Annotated in this window: 24 protein-coding genes; 18 read left to right on the top strand and 6 right to left on the bottom strand. The window is 64.1% G+C overall.

Translation table 11 applies throughout. The annotated features are described in order from the left end of the window. Window positions 1–98 precede the first annotated feature (98 nt). Entirely contained in the window at window positions 99–920 is an 822-nt protein-coding gene (locus NYR97_RS10545; protein WP_316697863.1) for a hypothetical protein, read from the top strand. 127 nt (window positions 921–1,047) lie between these two features. On the opposite strand, the gene NYR97_RS10540 is transcribed toward NYR97_RS10545, so the two are convergent. The 3 genes from NYR97_RS10540 to NYR97_RS10530 all read right to left on the bottom strand — a co-directional run bounded on the left by NYR97_RS10540 (window position 1,048) and on the right by NYR97_RS10530 (window position 3,277). Then, window positions 1,048–1,914, bottom strand: a complete 867-nt coding sequence (locus NYR97_RS10540) for an alpha/beta hydrolase family protein (RefSeq protein WP_316697862.1) — start codon at window positions 1,912–1,914, stop codon at window positions 1,048–1,050. Continuing rightward, the gene (locus NYR97_RS10535; protein ID WP_316697861.1) at window positions 1,914–2,999 is read right to left on the bottom strand and encodes a DUF3182 family protein; all 1,086 of its coding nucleotides are present in this window, start codon (window positions 2,997–2,999) and stop codon (window positions 1,914–1,916) included. The genes NYR97_RS10540 and NYR97_RS10535 overlap by 1 nt, the downstream gene beginning before the upstream one ends. Window positions 3,000–3,112: 113 nt before the next feature. After that, entirely contained in the window at window positions 3,113–3,277 is a 165-nt protein-coding gene (locus tag NYR97_RS10530; protein WP_210762404.1) for a hypothetical protein, read from the bottom strand. Between the two features lie 388 nt (window positions 3,278–3,665). On the opposite strand from NYR97_RS10530, the gene NYR97_RS10525 reads away from it, so the two are divergent. From NYR97_RS10525 to NYR97_RS10490, 8 genes are all read left to right on the top strand, one after another. Continuing rightward, window positions 3,666–3,947: a hypothetical protein gene (locus NYR97_RS10525; RefSeq protein ID WP_006450952.1), complete on the top strand. Its 282-nt coding sequence runs from the start codon at window positions 3,666–3,668 to the stop codon at window positions 3,945–3,947. 43 nt (window positions 3,948–3,990) lie between these two features. Beyond that, window positions 3,991–4,257: a hypothetical protein gene (locus tag NYR97_RS10520; protein WP_023905500.1), complete on the top strand. Its 267-nt coding sequence runs from the start codon at window positions 3,991–3,993 to the stop codon at window positions 4,255–4,257. A gap of 99 nt (window positions 4,258–4,356) precedes the next feature. After that, window positions 4,357–4,950, top strand: coding sequence for a DUF4142 domain-containing protein (locus NYR97_RS10515; RefSeq protein WP_006450950.1), 594 nt, complete (start codon window positions 4,357–4,359; stop codon window positions 4,948–4,950). A 191-nt stretch (window positions 4,951–5,141) separates the two neighbouring features. Further along, on the top strand, window positions 5,142–6,029 hold the full coding sequence (locus NYR97_RS10510; RefSeq protein WP_316697859.1) for a TIGR01777 family oxidoreductase: 888 nt from the start codon (window positions 5,142–5,144) through the stop codon (window positions 6,027–6,029). A 151-nt stretch (window positions 6,030–6,180) separates the two neighbouring features. Then, window positions 6,181–6,846: a response regulator transcription factor gene (locus tag NYR97_RS10505; protein ID WP_316697858.1), complete on the top strand. Its 666-nt coding sequence runs from the start codon at window positions 6,181–6,183 to the stop codon at window positions 6,844–6,846. Continuing rightward, window positions 6,843–8,024 carry a sensor histidine kinase gene (locus NYR97_RS10500; protein WP_316697856.1) on the top strand — a complete coding sequence of 394 codons (1,182 nt, stop codon included), beginning with the start codon at window positions 6,843–6,845 and terminating at the stop codon, window positions 8,022–8,024. The genes NYR97_RS10505 and NYR97_RS10500 overlap by 4 nt, the downstream gene beginning before the upstream one ends. Window positions 8,025–8,124: 100 nt before the next feature. Beyond that, on the top strand, window positions 8,125–8,415 hold the full coding sequence (locus tag NYR97_RS10495; protein WP_205392798.1) for a hypothetical protein: 291 nt from the start codon (window positions 8,125–8,127) through the stop codon (window positions 8,413–8,415). Between the two features lie 64 nt (window positions 8,416–8,479). Continuing rightward, window positions 8,480–9,142 carry a DUF3313 domain-containing protein gene (locus NYR97_RS10490; RefSeq protein ID WP_205392799.1) on the top strand — a complete coding sequence of 221 codons (663 nt, stop codon included), beginning with the start codon at window positions 8,480–8,482 and terminating at the stop codon, window positions 9,140–9,142. A gap of 446 nt (window positions 9,143–9,588) precedes the next feature. Here NYR97_RS10490 and NYR97_RS10485 read toward each other — a convergent pair whose 3' ends face one another. Next, window positions 9,589–10,440, bottom strand: a complete 852-nt coding sequence (locus NYR97_RS10485) for a histidine biosynthesis protein HisIE (RefSeq protein ID WP_316697854.1) — start codon at window positions 10,438–10,440, stop codon at window positions 9,589–9,591. A gap of 242 nt (window positions 10,441–10,682) precedes the next feature. Between NYR97_RS10485 and NYR97_RS10480 the strand changes: the two genes are divergently transcribed. From NYR97_RS10480 to NYR97_RS10440, 9 genes are all read left to right on the top strand, one after another. Further along, window positions 10,683–12,119, top strand: a complete 1,437-nt coding sequence (locus tag NYR97_RS10480) for a Do family serine endopeptidase (protein ID WP_316697853.1) — start codon at window positions 10,683–10,685, stop codon at window positions 12,117–12,119. Between the two features lie 115 nt (window positions 12,120–12,234). Continuing rightward, the gene (locus tag NYR97_RS10475; protein ID WP_006450942.1) at window positions 12,235–12,597 is read left to right on the top strand and encodes a hypothetical protein; all 363 of its coding nucleotides are present in this window, start codon (window positions 12,235–12,237) and stop codon (window positions 12,595–12,597) included. Between the two features lie 3 nt (window positions 12,598–12,600). After that, window positions 12,601–13,089, top strand: coding sequence for a hypothetical protein (locus NYR97_RS10470; protein WP_023905507.1), 489 nt, complete (start codon window positions 12,601–12,603; stop codon window positions 13,087–13,089). Beyond that, window positions 13,086–13,469, top strand: coding sequence for a hypothetical protein (locus NYR97_RS10465; RefSeq protein WP_316697852.1), 384 nt, complete (start codon window positions 13,086–13,088; stop codon window positions 13,467–13,469). The genes NYR97_RS10470 and NYR97_RS10465 overlap by 4 nt, the downstream gene beginning before the upstream one ends. Before the next feature lie 172 nt (window positions 13,470–13,641). Further along, entirely contained in the window at window positions 13,642–14,748 is a 1,107-nt protein-coding gene (locus NYR97_RS10460) for an AI-2E family transporter (RefSeq protein WP_316697851.1), read from the top strand. A 117-nt stretch (window positions 14,749–14,865) separates the two neighbouring features. Further along, complete coding sequence (locus tag NYR97_RS10455) at window positions 14,866–15,603, top strand: HAD family hydrolase (protein ID WP_316697850.1); 738 nt, start codon at window positions 14,866–14,868, stop codon at window positions 15,601–15,603. 42 nt (window positions 15,604–15,645) lie between these two features. After that, window positions 15,646–17,016 carry a leucyl aminopeptidase family protein gene (locus NYR97_RS10450; protein ID WP_316697849.1) on the top strand — a complete coding sequence of 457 codons (1,371 nt, stop codon included), beginning with the start codon at window positions 15,646–15,648 and terminating at the stop codon, window positions 17,014–17,016. A 626-nt stretch (window positions 17,017–17,642) separates the two neighbouring features. Next, entirely contained in the window at window positions 17,643–18,737 is a 1,095-nt protein-coding gene (locus NYR97_RS10445) for a catalase family peroxidase (protein WP_316697847.1), read from the top strand. Further along, window positions 18,734–19,276 (top strand): cytochrome b, encoded by a 543-nt coding sequence (locus tag NYR97_RS10440; RefSeq protein ID WP_316697846.1) that lies wholly within the window; start codon window positions 18,734–18,736, stop codon window positions 19,274–19,276. Before NYR97_RS10445 ends, NYR97_RS10440 begins: the two co-directional genes overlap by 4 nt. Window positions 19,277–19,559: 283 nt before the next feature. Here the strand turns inward: NYR97_RS10440 and NYR97_RS10435 are convergent, their stop codons facing one another. Both NYR97_RS10435 and NYR97_RS10430 read right to left on the bottom strand, forming a co-directional pair. Beyond that, a complete protein-coding gene (locus NYR97_RS10435; RefSeq protein ID WP_316697845.1) occupies window positions 19,560–20,348 on the bottom strand; it encodes a ThuA domain-containing protein in 789 nt (262 codons plus the stop codon). Window positions 20,349–20,670: 322 nt separating this feature from the next. After that, window positions 20,671–21,273: a response regulator transcription factor gene (locus NYR97_RS10430; RefSeq protein WP_316697844.1), complete on the bottom strand. Its 603-nt coding sequence runs from the start codon at window positions 21,271–21,273 to the stop codon at window positions 20,671–20,673. Window positions 21,274–21,309: the final 36 nt, after the last annotated feature.

Here is a 21,309-nt window from a genome sequence, read left to right as displayed (position 1 = left end):
ACATCCACGCACACGCGTTTCACTCCTGCATCGCCATGGTGGCGCCACGTTGGCGATCTGTATCCACAGACCGCATCCACCAGACAGCCGGAGACGACATGACCAATCACAACAGCAATCTAGACAAGCTGGATAAGCAGGAACGCGCAGCACAAGCACAGGATTCGAATCGTGACCCGATCTCCGGTGCACCCGGATCGCATCCGGTTGGCGTGGGCGTTGGTGGCATCGCGGGCGGCGCTGCAGCAGGCGCGTTGGCAGGCACCGTGTTCGGCCCGCTGGGCACCTTGATCGGTGCGGCCGTCGGTGTTGTGGCTGGCGCTGCGGCCGGCAAGGGCGTGGCAGAACGCCTGGACCCGACCGTCGAATCCGAATACTGGCGCCAGGAACATCAGAACCGTCCTTACTACAAGGAAGGCACCGATTACGATCGCGATTACGCAACGGTTTACGGGTTCGGTCTGCAGGCACGCGAAACGCGTCCGACCAGCACCTGGGAAGAAACCGAAGCGACCCTGGCCGGCGAGTGGCCGCGTAATCGCGGCGAATCGCGCCTGGAGTGGGACGATGCACGTCTGGCTGCACGCGATGCCTGGGAGCGTGCCGATCGCACGCACAGCGTGTATCGCGATGGCGACACCCATTACGAAGGTCGCTTCGACAGCGCGGGTTATCGCGATGCCGACTATTCGTACGACGATTATCGCCCGGCGTATCGCTACGGCATGCAGGCACGCCAGCAGCACGCCGGCCGCCAGTGGGACGACCATCTGGAACGCGACCTGGGCGATGGCTGGGACCGCTTCAAGTCCAACTCTCGCCTGAGCTGGGAAAAGGCCAAGCATGCGGTGCGCGAGGCGTTCGACTCCGAGCATCATGATGAAGCCGCACGTCGTAATCCGACCGATCCACGCGTGTAGTCGTCTCGATCCAGCGCTTCACTGCAGTGAAAGCGAGAGCGTCATAAAAAAGAACGGGCCCAGTGGCCCGTTTTTTTGCCGCGCGTTCGTGATGATCGAGCATGGCGTGATCAGCCACTGCTCCAGATCAACCGGAAGTCTTTTCCACCGCCCGGATATCGCCAAGAAACTCACGCGCGCCCTGCCCCGATGACGACACCGCGTCGCCCTGCTCCTTGAGCAATTGCTTGCGGGCGGCCACCACTTCCTTGGCCAACGCGATCCGACGCCCGACAACCTTTTCGGTCAACCAGTCGATCAATGCGCGCGTGTAATGCTGTTGATGCTCCTTGACGCTCAAGGCATGATCGGCGCCGGCAATCACACGCGTGCTCAGCGAGCGCGCATGGACGAAGGCATCGGCGTAATTGCGCAACACCGGGTGCGGCACGATGACATCGTTTTCGGCTTCCACCAGCAGCACATCGCCCTTGTACTGCGCGCAGGCGGCCAGGGCGATGTTGTCATCGGGCGTCAGCGTGCGCTGGCGGTAATCCATCAACTCCGGATCGGCATTGAGGCTGACCTTGGGGTGATCCCAATGTTCGTCCTTGTAGAGTGCAGGCGAGCGCAAGGCCAGCCATTCCACCGGGCGCTCGCGCGTCAGCAGCGCAGACAGATAACCGCCGTAGCTCAGCCCAACCACGGCGATCGACTGCGCATCCACATACGGCAGATGCGCGAGTTGATCGTAGGCGGCCTTGATGTCGTCCAGGTTCTGCGCACGGGTCACGGTCTGGCGCATCGATGCGTAGCCTTCGTGACCACGCAGGTCGAAGGTCATGCAGATGCAGCCCAGGCCCACCGCCTCGCGTGCGCGCAACAGATTGTGGTGCTGGCTGCCACCCCAGCCGTGCACGAACAACACAGCCGGCATGCCAGACGGCGTGAGCAAGGTACCGCTGAGTGCGTCCTGGTCGACGGGAATTTGGATGCTGGAAAGTTTGGCTTCCATTAGGTGCTGGATACCCTCCTGTATTTGTAGCGCGGACCTGGCCCGGCATGCTCGGCGCGGTAGTAGATCTGCGCATCGGCCGGCGGTTCGCCCTGATAGATCTCATGCGTGGAGGCTGCCACCCATTGCAGTGCCGGGTCTTGCTGAAAACGGGCGATTGCAGCGAGCTCGGCCGGGGTGGCGCCACCGACTCGCCAGGATTGCTCCAGCACGCCGCAGATCAGCCCAGCCTGCGCATCTTCACCGCTGACCACATCGTAGTTGCGGCGTGAGATGTGCAACTCAGGATAGGCGGCGGTGATGAATCGATCGTATCTGCAGGCCTGTTCGACCACGTGTTTCTGCAATGCCGACAGCGCGGTGGCGGCCAGCGCTTCGAGCGATCCGCGATACACCTGCAGCGACGAGCCGCCATAGACCTCGTCATCCTGCGCGTTGCGCACGTTGCATTGCGTGCCAAAATAGGCGATCTGAATTCCGGCAACACACAACTCGCCAACGCTATGCGTGACTGCATGCAGGACGTTGCGCTCCAGCACGGCGCCGTGCGCCGCGAGATAGCAATCAGGCAGGCTGTCCAGTGCATCTGCCAGCTGCGCGGCACTGGCGATGCGCCATTGACCATTGCCACCGACGCCGGTCGGCAACTTGAGTCGCACCCCTCCGCCTGACAGCAACGCGTCCAGCGCGCGCTCGGCATCAGCGCGCGAGAACACCGTGTAGCCCGGCAGCGTGGCCGGGATCAGCGCTGTAGCCAACGACTGATTCCAGCCGGCGATGCAGGCCGCATCGTCGGCGATCAACGGATGACCGATGACTTTGGTCGCCAGAAACGCGTGCGGCACGATGCCACCCAGCAGATCGCCGTTGTCGTCGATTCCCAAGCCATGCGCCTGCTCGGTGGTCAGGGTCTCGTCGGGCACATGAAAGACTGCAGCACCATCAGCAGCCGCAGTTGGGTCATGCGCGCCCAGCAAGCGTTCAATTTCGCTGCACACCCACGCATGCGTGATCCGCTCATGGCCGTGCTCGGGCACCAGACGCGTGACATGCCCCAGCACCTGCCGATACCGCTTGTGTGCCATCACGCTCCCCTCGCGGCGCTCGGCCGCTTGATCGTTCTGGCTCTATTGCGTAGCTGACTCTATTGCGTAGCTGAAACCTGCAACACGTTACTGCACGGGTATTGCGCTACCTCTTACTTCAATGCCAGGTAGACCCCGAGCACAATCACAAGCACCACCACCAAGCTGATGGCGACGCGCCCGCCACGCAACTCCAACAAGGCATGCCACCACACGCGTGCTTCCGATGTGCCGCTGGCGTGCTGCGGCTTGCTGCGACTGCTTTCGCTCTCCTGCATCCTGGGTACTCTCTCCATTACGTCGCTGCAGAGCTTACGGATCAGACGTTACACAGGTGTGGAGCGGTTCAGAATCTTCCGTAAAACACGGCTGTTTCTAGCGCAATTCATCGTATTCATCTTTGCACTGCGCTCGTTTTGCGCGGCGCATCGACTCGCTCAAAGTGATACGGGCCGGTGCACGAGCCGCATATGGTCAGTGCCGTCGACGCTGGAATTGGCATGGCGGCCGCGGTGCATATGCAGCGTGTAGAGATCCAGGAACACGCTGACCAATTAAGGGAATACGGCCGCACGAAGAGCCAATGGTCGCGTTCGATGATCATTCGTTGACATACCCGCAGTTACCCTGCACGTCAAGTTTGTTTAACCCGGACCACCCGAAGTCATGAGCAGAGACCCCTCCGTTATCGATGTACAAGCCGAAATCGCGCATTGGCAGGCGCGGCATGCCCAGGGCAACCTTGGTGCAGGCAAGTTCAGCGAGTTGTCACCGGTGGTGAAAATGGCCTGCGATATCTATCTGCAGGCACCGCGTTCAAGTGATCAGGAGCGTCTGCGATTGTTTCGCGACCGCCTGGAACACCACTTCATTTCATCCAACACCCAGTCCAATTACGAACAGTTGGCCACCGATTGCTGGCAGCGTCTGGGCATGCGCAATAGTTGAGTACGTCAGTGTCAGCAGGACCCGTTATTCATTGGAGAACGTCATGAAAACCCCGTATCAAGTGCAGCAGGAGCTGGAACGACTGGAGCGGTTGGTACCGCACATCGTCAGCGACCAGGGCGACCGCGCGGAGGACATCCTTGGCTTTCATGTGGCCAGTCTGTTGGGCAGTGCGCCGGCCAGCGAACACGCGGTGATTCGCGAACGCACCGCACGCATGACGCGTATCTGTCGCAGCGCGCAGGACGCAGTGCATGCACCGGCCAGGCCGATGGGCCTCGGGTCGGTAGCCCAGACGCAGTGGGCGTGAGTGCATAACTCCCCCCGCGCATTATCGGAGCCGCACAGCGGCTCCTTTGCATTTTGCCGTCGGCACCTGCCGGTGGTTTCTTCAACGCTCAGGACGTCCATGAAATCCCTTCTTGTTGCTACCTCGTTGTTCGCCATGCTGACGCTTACCGCATGTGATCGCCCCGGCGGCGATGCCTCGCGCACCGCACCGGCGGTATCGCCGGAACCCACTGCCGCACCGGTCAGCGGTACCGGCGCAGCCGAATTGGCCAAGGGCGATGGCGCAGTGCTGGGCGTGCTGGCAGCGCTGGATGAAAACGAAATCGCGCTGGCCAAGCAGGCCATCGCGCAGGACATGGGCGGCGCCACCGACGCATTTGCCAAGCAGATGCTGCACGACCACGAAGCCAATCTCGAAAAGTGCAAGGCCTTAGGTGCCACCGGCAGCGCGCGCGCCGATGCGATGCGCGCCAAGGGCAAGGCGTCCGCTGATGCGCTGTCGCAGACCTTGACCCTGCCCGACGGTAAGGATGCATATCGCAACGGCTTCATGCGCACCATGGTCATCGACCATGGCGACACCATCAAGATCATCGACTCCGAACTGCTGCCCGCCGCCGAAAGCGCTGCGGTCAAGCAGCATCTGGAAGAAAGCCGCCGCGTGGTGTCGGCGCACTTCGAGCGCGCCCACGCGGTGTCTTCGTCGAAGTAAGCGCTCGGCTTTTTTAGCGATCGCGCAACGCGCCGGCTGGTCCGGCGCGTTTGCGTTTGGGCTACGCGCAGCGATCAGCTCGGTGCAACACGCCGTGATCCGATCGCAGCACCGGCAAGGCATCGACTTCACTCCGCTGCCGTCCACCCTGGCCTATCGTGCCGCATCGCCTTGGCCCAGGAATCTTCACCATGCAGTTGCTCATCACCGGCGGCACCGGCTTTATCGGCCAGGCGCTGTGCCCTGCATTGCTGCGCGCCGGGCATCAGGTCAGCGTACTGACGCGCGATCCCCGCCGCGCCAGCCGCACCCTGACCGGCATCACCGCGGTGGAGACGCTGGACGGCGTACAAGCCGACGCCGTCATCAACCTGGCCGGCGAGCCGCTGGCGGCCGGCCGCTGGACCGACGCACGCAAGCAGCAATTTCGCGCATCGCGGCTGGGCATCACCCGGCAACTGCAGGCCTGGATCGCGCAGCAACCGGCCGAGCAGCGTCCGTCCGTGCTGATCTCCGGCTCGGCTGTGGGCTATTACGGCGAACGCGGCGACACCGCGCTGACCGAAGCAGACAGCGCCGGCGACGATTTTTCCGCCGTGTTGTGTCGCGACTGGGAGGCCGAAGCGGCCAAGATCGCCGCACTGGGCTCCCGCGTGAGCTGGGTGCGCACCGGCATCGTGCTCGACCGCGATGGCGGCGCGCTGGCGCGCATGCTGCCGGCGTTCCGCTTCGGCGGCGGCGGCCCGTTCGGCAATGGCCGCCACTGGATGAGCTGGATCCACCGCGCCGACATGGTCGCGCTGCTGCTGTGGCTGCTCGAACACGGCGAGGCCGGCGCCTACAACGCCACCGCACCGACCCCGGTCACCAATGCCGAGTTCGCGCGCACGCTGGCCCGGGTGTTGCACCGCCCGGCGCTGCTGGCGCTGCCCGCCGGCCTGCTGCGGCTGGGCTTCGGCGAAATGGCCGAGCTGCTGCTGATCAGCCAGCGGGTGCTGCCGCAGCGTGCGCTCGCTGCCGGCTTCCGCTTCCAGTACCCAGGCCTGGAAGCGGCGTTGCGCGCCATCCTGCAGCGCTGAGCTGCGCCACCGTCCCGGTGACTTCGGCCACCGGGCCGAAGCCGCTGGCCGCGCTGGAATGCGCGCCTGGGCCATGCACTAATATTTGCCTAATGGCGACCTCCGACAGTGGCGCGCATCTCGGACTGGCCCCGTGCCCGGCGGAACCTCTATGCACCTGCTCCTCGTCGAAGACGACACCATGCTGGCCAACGCGATCTGCGCCGGCGTGCGCCAGCAGTCCTGGACCATCGACCATGTCGGTAGTGCCAACGCCGCCAAGACCGTGCTGGTGGACCATCGCTACACGGCAGTGCTGCTGGATATCGGCCTGCCCGGCGAGTCCGGGCTGACCGTGATCCGCTTCATGCGCGGCCAGTACGACGCCACCCCGGTGATCGCTCTGACGGCGCGCGGCCAGCTCACCGACCGCATCCGCGGCCTGGATGCCGGCGCCGACGATTACCTGGTGAAACCCTTCCAGTTCGATGAGCTGATGGCGCGGCTGCGCGCAATCACCCGGCGCAGCCAGGGACGCGTGGTGCCGCTGCTCACTCAGGGCAATGTCTGCGTGGACCCGAGCAGCCGCAAGGTCACCAGGGACGGCAAGTGGGTCGCACTGAGCGCGCACGAATACCGCCTGCTGCTCGCATTGATGGAACGCGCCGGGCGCGTGGTCACCAAGGATCAGCTGGAAGAAGGCGTCTACGGCGGCCCGTCCGAAGGCGGCAGCAACATGATCGCGGTGTATGTGCACCAGTTGCGCCGCAAGCTGGGCGACGAACTCATCTCCACCATTTATGGCCAGGGCTACATGGTCAGCAAGGCGCCCGAATGAAATCGCTACAGGCGCGCATGCTGGCGGCGCTGGCCGCAATCGTGTTGCTGAGCTGGTCCACCTCGCTGTGGATCCTGGTCGCACTGGTCACCCAGGGCCATCACAGCGCGTTCGAGCAGGAACTCAACACGTTTGGCGATCAATTGATCGCCGTGTTGCCGGACGCGCTGGAGCATCGCTTCGATACCCCAGACCCTCCGGGTGTGGCAGACATCCAGACCCCGATGGGCAACGCGTCCTCGCGCATCAGCCTGAAGCAGACGCTCACTGCCATCGTGTTGAATACCTCGCAGCTAGCGATCCTGGGCCTGCTGATGTGGTGGGCGGTGCGCACCTCGCTCGGGCCGCTGCGCGCGGTTTCGCTCGCCATTGCGCAACGCACCGGGCTGGATACCGAACCGGTGCCGCTGGACCAGGTGCCGGATGAAATCCGTCCGCTGGTCGGCTCCTTCAACACCTTGCTGGCGCGGGTGGAAAAAACCGTGCAGGCCGAACGCGATTTCGTTGCCGATGCCGCACACGAATTGCGCACCCCGCTGTCGGCGCTGCATGCCTATGCCGAAGTCGCGCTGCGTGCGCCCTCGCTGGAAGCCAAGGACGCGGCGCTGCAACAGCTGCTGGAAACCGCACGCCGCAGCAACCGTCTGGCCGAGCAACTACTGGACCTGGCGCGGCTGGATGCAGGCATCACATCGGCGGCGTATCAGCAGGTCGATATGGGCGAGTTGATCACCCATGTGCTGGACGAATTCAGCGTGCAGGCCGATGCGCGCCACATCACCCTGCAGCTGGAAGCCGCACCGTGCACCCTGCGTTGCGACGTGGACGCAGTGGGGATCCTGATCCGAAATCTGGTCGACAACGGCATCCGCTACGGCCGCATCCATGGCACGGTTGAAGTGAGTTGCGGCTATTGCCTGCGCGCCGATGTGCTGCACCCGTTCGTGCAGGTCAGCGATGACGGCCCCGGCGTGCCGGAGAGCGCACGCGCGTCCATCTTCGAACGCTTTTACCGGGTTGCCGACAGCGAGGTGCAAGGCAGCGGTATCGGGCTGTCGCTGGTGGCCGGCATCGCACGGCTGCACGAAGCCGCCATCGAGACCTGCGAAGGCAACGAGGGGCGTGGCCTGTGCGTGCGCGTGGTGTTTGCCAGCGACAGTGCGCGCATTAGCGACTGACTGCAGTCCGCGCACCGCACTGGCGCGCCGACGATACCAATAAGTTTCCAAAACCGCTTGCCTAGAGTGCACTCACCGCACGCGTCCAGGATGCATGGTGATGTTCCACTCGATCCGTTCCACCCATCTCGCTCCGGCCGCCGTCTCGCTGCTGGCACCGCATATCGCCGCCAACGACAGCGTCACGACCGCTGTCAATGCTGCGCCGCCTACGCCGGAATTCCGCTGCGGCCGCACCGGCATGCGTAATCGCGACATCTGGAGCGCGTTGCCGGATATCCGCAGCGCGCGCGATGCACGCCGACTGCAGCACTGGGCAAAAAGCAGTGTGTTGTTCGTTGCCGCAGCGGTGGTCTTTGCGCTGGCCTTGGCCAGTTTCTTGAGGCATTGAGCGCTGGGCATCGGCTGTGTGCTGTTGCAACGCCATTTCCTCTTCATTCTTCAGGTACTTTTTCATGTCGCACTCTTTTTCTGTCCGTTGCTGCGCGCTCGTAATGGTTAGCGTGACGCTGATCGGCTGCGCCAGCACGCGTCCGATGCCGTATAGCCAACTGCCGTCCGCTAGTTATCTGCGCCCGCACGACGGCAGCCGCGGCGACCGCATGCCGTATTCCTACGAGAGCGAAGTGGATTGGACCCGCTACCGTGCCGCGCTGATCGAGCCGGTGAGTATCTATCGCGGCCCGGACGCGCAATTCGAAGACGTGCCCGAGCAGGACAAACGTATGTTGGCCGACTACATGCAGCAGGAGTTCGGCAATGCGATCGGGCAGCGCTGGCAGCGCGCGACCACGGCAGAGCGCGACAGCTTACGTGTGCGTATCACTCTGACCGGCGCCAAGCCCAGCAAGCGGGTACTCGGCACCTTCATGAAGGTGGATCTGGGCGGCGGTTCCTACAACGCGGTGCAGGCCGCGCGCGGCAAGGAAGGCGCGTTCTCCGGCTCGGTCAGCTATGCGGTGGAAATCTTCGATGCACAGAGCAATCGCCTGCTCGCTGCCTATGTCGAAAAGCAGTATCCGAGCGCGATGAACATCAAGGCCAGCCTGGGTGCATACGACGCGGCAAAAGCCGGCATTCGCAAGGGTGCCGAGCAGTTGGTGAAGGGCATGGAGTAGCGTGGAGTTGCGAACTGAGAACTGAGAACTGAGAACTGAGAACTGAGAATTGGAAAGCAGTGGTGTTCAGTTCCCTTCTCGCATCGGGAGAAGGTGGCGCGTAGCGCCGGATGAGGGTACGAGCGAAGCCTCGTGCAGTTGGAAAGACACGTGGGCTTCGCCTCGTACCCTTACCCCAACCCCTCTCCCGGGGGGAGAGGGGCTTTGACCTTGCTCCCTTCTCCCACCGGGAGAAGGTGGCGCAGCGCCGGATGAGGATACGCGCGAAGCCACGTGCGGCTGGAACGTCATCGCTTGCTCGACAACATGAGCACAGTAAGAAAACGATCGCCTCATCAGCAATCAACCCATGCAAAAGGCCGACGCTGTACAAACAGTGCCGGCCTTTTATCGGTCTGCAATACCAACGCGTTATCAACGTGCAGCGCCATCTCGGCGCTGCAGCATCAGCGCGTCACGCGCTTGGCGACTTTCTTGCCGACGGCCTTGCGTGCGGCGGTGGTCTTGGCCACTGCGCGCGTTGCCGGGGTCTTGGTGACCTTGGCGGCTTTCTTCAAGGCGGTCTTGGTCACCGCCTTCTTGATCGACGCCTTCTTCACGGCTGCCTGCTTGGTCGCGGTCTGCTTGGCCACTGGCGCTTTTTTGGCCGTGGTCTTGGCAATGGTCTTGGCGACCGGCTTCTTGACGGCAGCCGACTTGGCCGCAGCCTTCTTCGCCGCCGAGCGCGCGCCGACCTTGGCCACTGCGCTCTTGCGCGCCGCGCTCTTGGCAGCGGTCTTGGCAGTCAATGCCGCCGCTTCGGCCTTGGCGTTGGCCTTGGCGATTTCCAGCTTCTGCCTGGCGCTGGCCTTGGTGCTGGCAAGTTTCTGCCTGGCCGCAGCGGTGCTGCTGGTCAGCTTCTGCTTGGCCGCATCCTTGGTCGCGGTCAACTTCTGCTTTGCTGCGTCTTTGGTCGTGCTCAGCTTCTGCTTGGCAGCGTCTTTGGTGGCCGTCAGCTTGTCCTTGGCAGCCTCCTTGGTCGCCACCAGCGAGCGCTGGGTCTTGGCCACGCTGCGCGTGACGGCAGTGGCCGCTTCATTGGCTTTTTTGACCACGCGTTTTTCGACCTTGACCACGGCCTTGCGTGCCTTGGCCACGCGCGTCTTGACCTCTTCCACCGCCGTGCCGGCTGCGTCCTGCACGCTGGCAACTGCCTCGCTGGTGGTGCTGGCGATGGTTTCGGTCAGTTCGGTGGCCGTGCTTTTTACGCTGTCGACGGCGTCGGACAGGGTTGCCGTCACACCATTGCCGTTGCTCATAGACCCTCCTTAAGGGCGTCATTTCTGAAAAACGCAGGCGATGCACGACGGCATGCGTATGCTGAACAGGCATCGGATCAAGCGGACGCTACGCCGGGCTCAAGCGGCTGTCAACGCAAGGCCTGCAAGGGGTGCGCGGCGCTTTCACCAGGAGTTAAATTGCGCACTGGCACTCTCGTTCAGCTTGATTTACGCAGTCAGACGCCCTATTCCTCTTCCACCGCGTAACCGGATTCCGTTGCATGCGACCGCTGCCCACCCTGCTGACACTTTCATTGGCCGCCGCGTTCGGCGGATTCGCCGCCACCGGCATCAATGCCTGGCTGGACAACCGCGCCGAGGCCACCCCGGCCGGCACTGCCAGCTTTACCTTGCCCGCCGCCGCCGCGTTGCCGGCCGCCGTCGCCGGGCAACCGGTGCCGTCGTTGGCGCCGATGCTGCAGCAGGCGATGCCGGCGGTTGTGAGCGTCAACACCAAGCAAGTGGTGCGCGTGCGCAACCCGTTCTTCAACGACCCCATCCTGCGCCGGCTGTTTCCGGAAATTCCGCAGGACCGCATCAACGAATCGCTCGGCTCGGGCGTGATCATCGATGCGCAAAAGGGCTACGTGCTGACCAACCACCATGTCATCGAAAATGCCGACGACGTGCAGGTCACGCTGGGCGACGGGCGCACCGTCAAGGCCGACTTCATCGGCTCCGACGCCGATACCGATATCGCGCTGATCCGCATCAAGGCCGACAAGCTCACCGACATCAAACTGGCCGATAGCAGCGCGTTGCGCGTGGGCGATTTTGTGGTGGCGATCGGCAACCCGTTCGGCTTCACCCAGACGGTCACCTCCGGCATCGTCTCGGCGGTGGGCCGCAGCGGCATTCGCGGGCTGGGCTACCAGAACTTCATCCAGACCGATGCTTCGATCAATCCGGGTAACTCCGGCGGCGCGCTGGTCAATCTGCAAGGCCAGCTGGTGGGCATCAATACTGCCAGCTTCAATCCGCAGGGCAGCATGGCCGGCAATATCGGGCTGGGCCTGGCGATCCCCTCCAACCTGGCGCGCAACGCGGTGGAGCAATTGGTCACCAAGGGCGTGGTGGTGCGCGGCACGCTCGGGCTGGAAACCCAGAACCTTACCCAGCAGATGCTGCAGGGCCTAGGTGTGGATTCGTTGCGCGGCGCCCTGGTGACGCGCGTGTTGCCAGGTTCCGCTGCTGCGGCCGCAGGCGTGCAGCCGGGCGATGTGGTGGTGGCGGCCAACGACCAACGCGTGGACAGTGCCGAAGCCTTGCACAACTACGAAGGCCTGCAAGCGGTGGGAAGTGCGGTGACCTTGGAGATTCGTCGCGACGGCAAACCGCTCAAGCTCAGCGCCACACTGAAAGAACAGGATCGCGCGGTCACCGGCGACATGCTCGACCCACGCCTGGGCGGGGCCACCTTTGTGGACCTGCCCGAATCGCTGCGCCAATCCGGCATCACCGGGGTGATGGTCAGCGAGGTCAAACGCGGCGGTCGTGCCGCAGCCAATGGTCTGGTCAGCGGCGACGTGATCGTGGCCAGCAGCGTGGGCGAGTTTGCCGATCTGGCCAGCTGGCGCGCCAACTTTCAACGCAAACCGCAGCAATTGGTTGTACGCATCTTGCGTGGCAACGCGCAGTACGACGCGTTGATGCGTTGACGTGGCGTGCACTGCGATGCACGTCCACTAACACCCCCTACACCGCAGCGATGCTATTGCTGCAACACGCCCGCATGCTGTCGCGGCTGCCATCAATGACCGAAGGAGATATCGCATGAGCCCCACCAATACCGATCAGCTGAAAGAGAATCTGAGCGAAGCCAGCACCCACCTGAAGTCCGCTGCCAGCGCTGCAGGCGAAGCGGTCAAGGGCGCCACCAGCGCTGCGGGCGATGAGCTCAAGCTCGGTCGCGCCAACGTCAAGGCAGAGCTGTCCGACACCGCACTGGCCGGCATGGCAGCTGCAGAGTTCGGCGGCGCCGCTGCCAAAGAACAGCTCGATGTGCTGGTCAGCAAGGGCAACGACCTGCTGGAAAGCGCCACCGATCTGATCCGCGAGCGTCCGCTGGCTGCGTTCGGCGTTGCATTTGCGACCGGCTGGATCATTGCCAAGCTGGCACGCAGCAACGACAACTAAGTCGTGAGCGATCAGGCCTCTACAGCTGGAGCATCCGACGCGCCCAACGCGCGTGCGGAAACGCCAGGACTGGACGAAAGCGTGCGCGCGGTCGGCGCTGCCGGTCGTGCGACGCTGGGCTCGGCCAAGGACACCAGCCGCGCATTACGCCGGCTGGTGTCGGCCGATCTGCAACTTGCACGTAGTGCCTTCGGGCGCGGCCTGGCATGGGCATGCGTTGCCGTGGTCTTCGGCGCTTCATCATGGTTGTTGTTGGCAGGCGCGATCATTGCGTTGTTGCAGCGCGCCGGGTTGTCGTGGTTCCAGGCGATGTTCTTCACCGCGTTGGCCAGTTTGCTGGTCACCGGCATCGCGGCGTGGCGGGTGTTCTTCTACTTCGATCACACCGGCTTGAATGCAACACGTCGTCAGCTGATCAAGCTGGGCATCTTCGATGACAGCAATGACGACGACGATGCCACTGCATCGCCCAGCAATGGAGCGCGTACATGAAGTTTGGCACCTTGCGTCAGCGCGTCGAGCGCGCTGAATTTCTGGTGGAAGGGCGCGCCCAAGAAACGCGTCAGCATTGGGGTGAATTACGCCAGACATGGCGTGCTGGCTGGTCGCCGCTGCGCATCGTGGTGGTGGGTTTCGGACTGGGCTTTGTCACTGGCCGCAACGAACCGCAAGCCGCGCTTGGCAGCATCGCCAGCAAGCTGGGCGGTATCCCGAAGATTCTGCAGATGATCAGCACGATCTCCGCACTGTTTACCGCACATCGCGCGCAGGAGGCCTCCGAGCAGGCCGAACGTGCGGCCGACAACGCCGAAGAGGTTGCTGCCGATCCGCCGGTGACCGTGGTGCAAGTGCCGGTAGAGCGCGCAGCCTGATTGCTGCGCTGAAGGTGGCGCCGTGTGCCTTTGTGTGCCTGCCTGTGCGGCCGAGTCCGCCACCGCACTTTCGATACTGACGTGATGCGCACAGACTCTGTGCGCGCTGTTGACGCGTTCTGCCGATAATGGCCCACCGCTGGCACCACGCCAGTCTGCTGCCAGGGCGCGCATGTCTCTTCCCATCGACTCATTGGATGCTGCCGTCCCGGCAGAATCGCTCCCGCCCCCACCGGCACCGCGCCCGCGGGCCCCGGTCTCGTTGGTGGTGCTGGCCACGCTGGCGGTGGGCTACACCTTGTGGGCAGCGCAGACGATCATCCTGCCGGTGATGCTGGCGGCGTTCTTCGCACTGATCGGCAATCCCATCCTGCGCGGCTTGCGCAAACTCTATATCCCACGTTTTCTTGGCGCCTTCATGGTGTTGTGCCTGGGCCTGGCCGGCACCGTGGCGCTGGCCGCGCAATTGGCCGGCCCGGCTGCGGAATGGGTGCAGCAGGCACCGCGGCAGATGCGCCAGATCGCGCGCGATGTGCGCGATCTCACCAAACCAGTGATGCAGGCCAACCAGGCCGCGGAAAATTTCGCACGCGCGGCCGGCGGCGAAGGCCAGCGCAATGTGCAGATCGTGCGCACGCAGATGGACGACCCGTACAAGGCGCTGGTGCGTACGCCCAAATTGGCAGCCTCGGTGCTGGCGGTGGTGCTGCTGACGTTCTTCTTCATGGTCTATGGCGAAAGCCTGCAGCGGCATGCCATCGCCTTGCTGCCCAATCGACAGCAACAGCGCTTCACCACCGAAATCATGCTGGACATCGAACGCGAGGTCTCGCGCTATGTGCTCACCATCAGCGTGATCAATACGCTGGTGGGTCTGGTCTTCGCCGGCATTCTGTATGCGCTCAAGATTCCGCTGCCCGAAGCCTTGCTGTGGGGCACGGTGGTGGCGCTGCTCAACTTTGCGCCGTATGTGGGCCCGCTGATCGGCGTGATGCTGATGCTGCTGATGGGTTTTGTGGAATTCCGCACCACCTTGTCGGCGATGCTGCCGGCGATCCTGTATCTGGCGCTGCACACCATCGAAGGCCAGGTAGTGACCCCGATCGTGCTGGGCCGACGCATGGCGATCTCGCCGCTGATGCTGATCCTGGCGCTGATGCTGTTCGGCTGGCTGTGGGGCATGGTGGGCCTGCTGCTGGCGGTGCCGCTGCTGGTTTGCATCAAGATGGTGCTGAGCCGGGTGGAGGGGATGCAGCGTTGGGCGCGGTTGCTTGAGTGACTGGGAATAGGGATTCGGCATTGAGGATTGGTAAAAGCAACCGCACATCTGCCGTTGCGAATCTCCAATCCCGACTCCCCAATCCCCTTTTCATCGCAACAACCGTAAAATCTGCCGATGAGCTTCCACATCAGCGCCATCACTCTCGACCTCGACGATACGTTGTGGCCCTTTGCGCCGATCGGGGCGCGGATCGATCAGGTGCTGTACGACTGGATGCGCGAGCACAGCCCGGTCACTGCCGAGCGCTTCCCGGTAGCGGCAATGCGCGAGCTGCGTGAGCGCAGCTTTGCCGACAACCCGCACCTGCATCACGACCTCAGCGCGCTGCGCCGGTTGACGCTGGAAATGGCACTGCGCGAGAGCGGTGGCGATCTGGCGTTGCTCGAACCCGCCTATGAGGTGTTCTACGCCGCGCGCAACCAGGTGGAATGCTATCCGGACGCGCTCGACGCACTGGCGCGCATTGCCGCACATGTGCCGGTGGCGGCGCTCAGCAACGGCAACGCCGATCTGCAGCGCATCGGGCTGATGCATCACTTTGCGTTTCAGCTGGGCTCGCGCGAACACGGCAGCGCAAAACCCGACCCAAGCATCTTCCTGGCCGCATGCGCGCGGCTGGACGCGCCGCCGGCCCAGGTGCTGCATGTCGGCGACCACGTGCGCATGGACGTGCTCGGCGCGCTGGATGCCGGCTTGCGCGCATGCTGGATCAATCGCGAAGGCGCGCAGTGGTCGCACCCCACACAGCAGCCCGATCTGGAATTCGACTCCATGGCCGGGCTGGCCGATTGGCTCGACGCACACCGGTCGCATCCAGGCGCCGCACACGATGGCGTCCGCCTTCCCGCCTGAGCCACTATTGCTCGGCGCACGGCGCCGCATTCAAGGATTCCCATGTCGCAGCTCACCGGTTTCATCGATCCCAACGCCGCCGCGTTGCCGCTGTATGTGCTCGACCGCGCAGGCTTTGCAGGTTGGTGCGCCGAGCAGCCCACGCGTGTGTTGTCGTGGGCGCAGGCGCAGCGCTTCGATGCCACACAGGGCAGCGTGTTGTTGTTGCCAGGCGAAAACGGGCTGGCCGGGGCGATCCTGGGCATCGGCGACCGCGCCGATGCCTACGCCTACGCACATGCACCGATGGCGTTGCCGCCGGCGAGCCGCTGGACACTGGCCAGCGCATTGAGCGACACCGAACAGGCGCTGCTGCACCTGGGCTGGGGCTTGGGCGCGTACCGCTTCTCGCGCTATCGCAAGCTGCCGCGTGCACCGGCCGAACTGGCGGCCGCGCCATCGGCGGAAACCCGCGCATTGATCGAAGCCTGCCTGCGCGTGCGCGACTGGGTCAACACACCCACCGAAGACATGGGCCCGCAACAACTGGAAGATGCCACGCGCGCACTGGCGCAAACGCATGGCGCGCAGGTCGAGGCGATCGTCGGCGAGCAGTTGCTGGCGCAGAACTTCCCCACCATCCATGCAGTGGGACGCGCCTCGCATCGCGCGCCGCGTCTGATCGCGCTGCGCTGGGGCGCGACCGAGCATCCGCATCTGGTGCTGGTCGGCAAGGGCGTGTGCTTCGACACCGGCGGGCTGGATCTGAAGCCGGCCGATGGCATGCGCAACATGAAAAAGGACATGGGCGGCGCGGCGCATGCGCTGGCACTGGCCGGCCTGGTCATGGCGCAGCAGTTGCCGGTGCGGCTGACCTTGCTGATTCCTGCAGTGGAAAACGCCATTGGCCCGGATGCGTTCCGCCCCGGCGAGGTCATCACCACCCGCGCCGGTGTCACGGTGGAAGTGGACAACACCGATGCCGAAGGCCGCCTGGTGCTGTGCGATGCGCTGAGCTATGCCACCGAGCAGCGTCCCGAGTTGATCCTGGATTTCGCAACGCTTACCGGTGCCGCGCGTATCGCATTGGGCCCGGATCTGCCTGCGCTGTTCGCCAACGACGATGCCCTGGCGCAGGCCTGGCTGAGTGCCGGCGAGCAGACCCGCGACCCGGTGTGGCGCATGCCGCTGTGGCGCCCGTACTTGCGCTATCTCAACAGCCACGTGGCCGACATGGCCAACGCAGGCTCGCGCATGGCTGGCGCCGTCACTGCCGCGTTGTATCTAGAGCGCTTTGTCGCACCCGGCCAGCTGTGGGCGCATCTGGACGTCTACGCCTGGAACGACAGCGACCGCCCCGGCCGCCCGGCCGGTGGCGAAGCATTGGCGTTGCGCTCGGCTTACGCGATGCTCAAGCAGCGTTACGGTGGCTGAGGCCGGCTGACACCACGGCGTTCAACAAACTCGCCTTCGTTGACGAGTGAAGTAATGTCGACAATGGCAGCGACGTTGATCGGATTAAAGTGCGTGATCAAGCCGCACCGCATGACATCCGCGCCGCATTCACGGCTCGTAACCATGCACATCGACCATCCCGACTGGTCCTTGCCCGCCCACCGTCGCGGGACCTTACGCGGCATGGATGCCGCGTAAGAGCCTACATGGACGTACTTGCGGCGTGTCCCGCGACGGTGGGCGGGCAAGGGCCCTGCAGCCAAGTCGCAGCACCAATGCTCTACAACCGACGCATCCACACCGTTCGATTACCCTCTCAAGCCGACCGAGCGCTCGAGCTTCAGCGTCCTTTGGATATCCCTAGCCGAGCGGGTCGAAGGCGTAATGCCCTCAGCACGCTGCGCCATTGCCCGTCATCGGGATCATTCATCGGCCGCTTTGGTGGCGGCATCACACAGTAGACGCACTGGAGCGTGGACTATTCGCCGACGGGTCGTGCCTGCGCCGCACGTTGGCGGGCCTGACCATCACTGCGCCGCACATTGTCTTACTGCATTGACTCAGTACCGCATCGACCCTCATTGCATCGCCCACCGGAGCCAGCCATGAACGTGCCACCTCCCTCTCCACCGCCGCAGCGCTCACGTGCTGTGGCGCCGCTGCTCGGCATCGCTGCGATTGCCGGCGGCATCGCGGTGGCATTCGCCTGGACTGCCGGCTGGATCGGTAGCGACCGGCTCACCGCCGCGCGCATGACCGACACCATCGAATCCAGCGGGCCGCCGCACCCGGGCTTTCGCCGCGCGCATACCAAGGGCGTGTGTGTGAGCGGCGAATTCAAGGCCAGCGGCAAGGCCACCTGGCTGTCGTCGGCACGCATCTTCAGCCAGGCCAGCACGCCGGTGCTGGGGCGCATGTCGATCGGCGGCGGCGACCCGCATGGCGCCGATGGCGCGGCGCGCGTACGCAGCATGGCGCTGCTGTTGCGCAGCGACGACGGGCAGGAATGGCGCACCGCGATGAACAGTTTTCCGTTCTTCGTGGTGGCCACGCCAGCGGGTTTTCAAGCGCTCAATGTGGCCTCCAAGCCCGACCCGGCCACCGGCAAACCCGATCCGGCCAAGCTGGCCGCGTTCGGCAAGCAGTATCCGGAAGCGGCCAAGTTCCAGCAGTGGGCCAAGACCGCGCCGTGGTCGGACAGTTGGGCCAACACGCAGTACAACGGGGTGAATTCCTTCCGAGCGATTGCCGCCGATGGACGCGAGCGTTACATCCGCTGGTCGATGCGCCCGCATACGCCGTTCAAGCAATTGAGTGCCGAGCAGCGTGCCAAGGCCGATGGTGATTTTCTCGCCACCGATCTCGATCAGCGTCTGGCGCAGGGACCGTTGCGTTGGGACATGGTGCTGACCATCTCCGAACCGGGCGATGCGGTGGACGATCCGTCGCAGCCGTGGCCGGAAGGCCGCAAGCAGATCGTGGCCGGCACCGTCTCGATCGATCGTGCCGAGCCGCAGGCCACCGGCCCGTGCCGCGATCTCAACTACGACCCGCTGATTTTGCCCAAGGGTATCGCCGGCTCGAACGACCCGATCCTGGCGGCGCGTTCGTCGGTGTATTCGCAATCGTTCAATCGGCGCGAGCATGAAATCGCCAACGGCCAAGGCGCCGCCGCCACCGGCCAGGGAGCCCACCCATGAGCAGCCGCACCCACTTCAACCTGCCCGCACGCGTGCTGCATTGGCTGATGGCCGCGATGATCCTGACCATGTTGTTTGTCGGCGTAGGCATGGTGGCCTCGGTGACGCAGCGGCCGTGGTTGATCGACCTGCATCGTCCGCTGGGTATTACGATCCTGATCCTTGCGGTGCTGCGCTTGATCAACCGCCTGCGCAACCGCCCGCCGCCGCTGCCGGCCGATCTGCCGGCGTGGCAAAAAGCTGCTGCGATCGCCTCGCATTGGTTGCTGTATGCGCTGATGCTGGGTATGCCGCTGATCGGTTGGGCGATGTTGTCGGCCGGCGCGTATCCGATCGTGTTGTGGCCCGGCGCGCAATTGCCGCCGATCGCACCGCACGATCCTGCGTTGTACGCGTGGCTACGCAGCGCGCATGGCTGGTTGGCGTACCTGTTGTTTGCCACCGTGCTGGGGCATTTGAGCGCGGCGTTGCTTCATGCGTGGGTGCGCCGGGATGGTGTGTTTTCCAGCATGGCGCGCGGGGAGCGGTCTGCGCGTTGATGGGTGGGTGCGTGGTCGAAGACGTGTTGCACAGCGTGATGTCACTGCGCGGACGTACCCTCACCCCAACCCCTCTCCCGGTGGGAGAGGGGCTTGATTGCCTCCAGCCTTGAGGTGATCCAGGCCCCGCACAAAGCGGCTTAGTCCCTTCTCCCACCGGGAGAAGGTGCCCCGCAGGGGCGGATGAGGGTACGAGCGAAGCCTCGTAATCCCTCTCGCCAACAAGTGGCTTTGCCCCGTACCCTCACCCCAACCCCTCTCCCGAGGGGAGAAGGGCTAATGCTTAACGCTGGCGCTTTGTTTCAGCCGCTGGCGTAAATGCGTCGATGCCTTTGCCGGTCGCGGCCCAGTAAATCCCGCCGTATAGATGATCCAGATAACGCGGATCGTTGTAGGCCTCGGCCAGATGGCCGAGCGCGGTGGCGAACACGCGGCCGCCTTCGAAATGGTGATACCACGCCACCGGATGCTGCTTGCCCATGCCCTTGGCGACCTGCCCGGGCCAGATCAGCGTGGGGTCGTAGCTGGTCTCGTCCACCGTCAACAGCGTGACCAGGTCATCGCTGTACGGCGCATCGTATTCGTACCATTCGTCGGTCCACACCCATCGTTTGGGCAGGCCGGCAGTGGCCGGGAAATTAGCGTCCACCACATCCACCATCGCAGTCTGCATGTACGGATGGGTGCGGAACGAGCGGCCGATCAGATGGTCGTACCACTCCCACTCGCCGCGCCTGATGGCAAACGCCTTGTGCACCGCGACCACGCCGCCGCCGTTGCGCACAAATTTTTGAAAGTTCGCACGTTGGGTGGGATCCAGATCGGTGGCCGGTGTGTTGAGCAGCACGATCGCCGCGTACTGCGATAGATCGCCATCGAAGGCCTTGGCATTCCACGCCCATACCAGCTCGACATAATGTTTGCGCGCCATCGCTTCGAACTGCGGCTTGGCCACCGGGATATAGTCGTGGTGATACTGGTTGGGGATCGCCGCCACCAGAATCTTGAATTGCTCTGCAGACGCGTTGAACGCGCAGACCCACAGCAGACCCAACAGCCACAGATATTTCATGCGGTTCGCTCGCGGTGATCACTCGGTCGGCAGTGTACCTGCGTGCGCACGGCAGGCTTTTTAGAGTGACTGACAAATCGCGGCGAGGAGTCGTCAGCTGAAGGCGGACTCTGCGGACTGCGTGATCAGAACCGAGGCGCGCCAGCGGTGCATGCTGCACCGCGCACCTGCTGCGCCCGCCTGGCGGTGAGCGCAGGCGTGGTGTCAGCCGCATCCGGGCACGGTCTGGAAAGCTGCCCGCTGCGGCAGTACACGACTGATGCGCGGCATTGCGCGGCCAATGCCGCGCTGGCTGGCACCGCAACGCGTTTGCGTCGGTGCTTCACAGCCAGCCTTTCTGCCGCGCCAGGCGATACGCTTCGATGCGATTGGCGACCCCCAGCTTGCCGATGCATTCGGACAGGTAGTTGCGCACGGTGCCGTGCGATAGCTGCAGTTGCTGCGCGATCTCGCTGGCCGAGCGGCCTTCGCCAGCCAACCGCAACACGGTGCGCTCGCGTTCGCTCAAGGGGTCGGCCTCCACCCACGCGTCCACTGCCAGTTGCGGGTCGATCACCCGCCCGCCGCGTTGCACCTGACGCAGCGCGCTGATCAGTTGTTCGGCCGGCGCATCCTTGAGTAGATACGCGGCGACGCCGGCGTCCAGTGCGCGGCGCAAAAACCCGGGGCGGGCGAAGGTGGTGACGATCATCACCCGCACCGGCAGTGCCTGGCGCTGGATGCGCTGGGCCAGCTCCAGGCCGGTCAAGCGGGGCATTTCGATATCGGTGATCAACACATCCGGCTGCAGGCGTTGCAGTTCGCGCCAGGCACTTTCGCCATCGCCTGCGCTGCCGACCACCTCGATATCGTCTTCCAGTCCAAGCAAGGCGACCAATGCGCCACGCAGCAGCGCCTGGTCTTCGGCCAACAACACCCGGATCATCGCGCGCGCTCGCATGCAGACAACGGTGGCGCACGA

This window comes from Xanthomonas hydrangeae (genome assembly GCF_032697525.1).
GTDB lineage: Bacteria > Pseudomonadota > Gammaproteobacteria > Xanthomonadales > Xanthomonadaceae > Xanthomonas > Xanthomonas hydrangeae.
This window is presented reverse-complemented; position numbering and strand designations above follow the sequence as displayed.